The 1024-nt window shown below is 54.0% G+C and carries 1 rRNA gene; it reads left to right on the forward strand.

The annotated features are described in order from the left end of the window. Nucleotides 1-1020: ribosomal RNA gene (locus FHS16_RS31440) — 23S ribosomal RNA — on the forward strand; the annotation flags it as partial. Nucleotides 1021-1024: the final 4 nt, after the last annotated feature.

Here is a 1024-nt window from a genome sequence, read left to right on the forward strand (position 1 = left end):
CCGAAGCTGTGAACCGAAGCCCCAGTAAACGGCGGCCGTAACTATAACGGTCCTAAGGTAGCGAAATTCCTTGTCAGGTAAATTCTGACCCGCACGAATGGCGTAACGACTTGGGCGCTGTCTCAACGAGAGATCCGGTGAAATTTTAATACCTGTGAAGATGCAGGTTACCCGCGACAAGACGGAAAGACCCCATGGAGCTTTACTGTAACTTGATATTGGACTTTGGTACGATCTGTACAGGATAGGTGGGAGCCTTTGAAGCATGAGCGCCAGCTTGTGTGGAGGCAACGTTGGGATACCACCCTGATCGTATCGGAGTTCTAACCTGCTGCCGTGAAACCGGCAGAGGGACCGTGTCAGGTGGACAGTTTGACTGGGGCGGTCGCCTCCTAAAATGTAACGGAGGCGCCCAAAGGTTCCCTCAGAATGGTTGGAAATCATTCGAAGAGTGCAAAGGCATAAGGGAGCTTGACTGCGAGACCTACAAGTCGAGCAGGGACGAAAGTCGGGCTTAGTGATCCGGTGGTACCGAATGGAAGGGCCATCGCTCAACGGATAAAAGCTACCCTGGGGATAACAGGCTTATCTCCCCCAAGAGTCCACATCGACGGGGAGGTTTGGCACCTCGATGTCGGCTCATCGCATCCTGGGGCTGAAGTAGGTCCCAAGGGTTGGGCTGTTCGCCCATTAAAGCGGTACGCGAGCTGGGTTCAGAACGTCGTGAGACAGTTCGGTCCCTATCTGTCGCGGGCGCAGGAAATTTGAGAGGAGCTGTCCTTAGTACGAGAGGACCGGGATGGACGTACCGCTGGTGTACCAGTTGTTCCGCCAGGAGCACCGCTGGGTAGCCAAGTACGGACGGGATAAGCGCTGAAAGCATCTAAGCGTGAAGCCCCCCTCAAGATGAGATTTCCCAGTATGTAAGACCCCTTGAAGACGACGAGGTTGATAGGTTCGGGGTGGAAGCACAGCAATGTGTGTAGCTGACGAATACTAATCGGTCGAGGGCTTATCCTAAACA

Source organism: Paenibacillus endophyticus, from assembly GCF_014192395.1.
GTDB lineage: Bacteria > Bacillota > Bacilli > Paenibacillales > Paenibacillaceae > Pristimantibacillus > Pristimantibacillus endophyticus.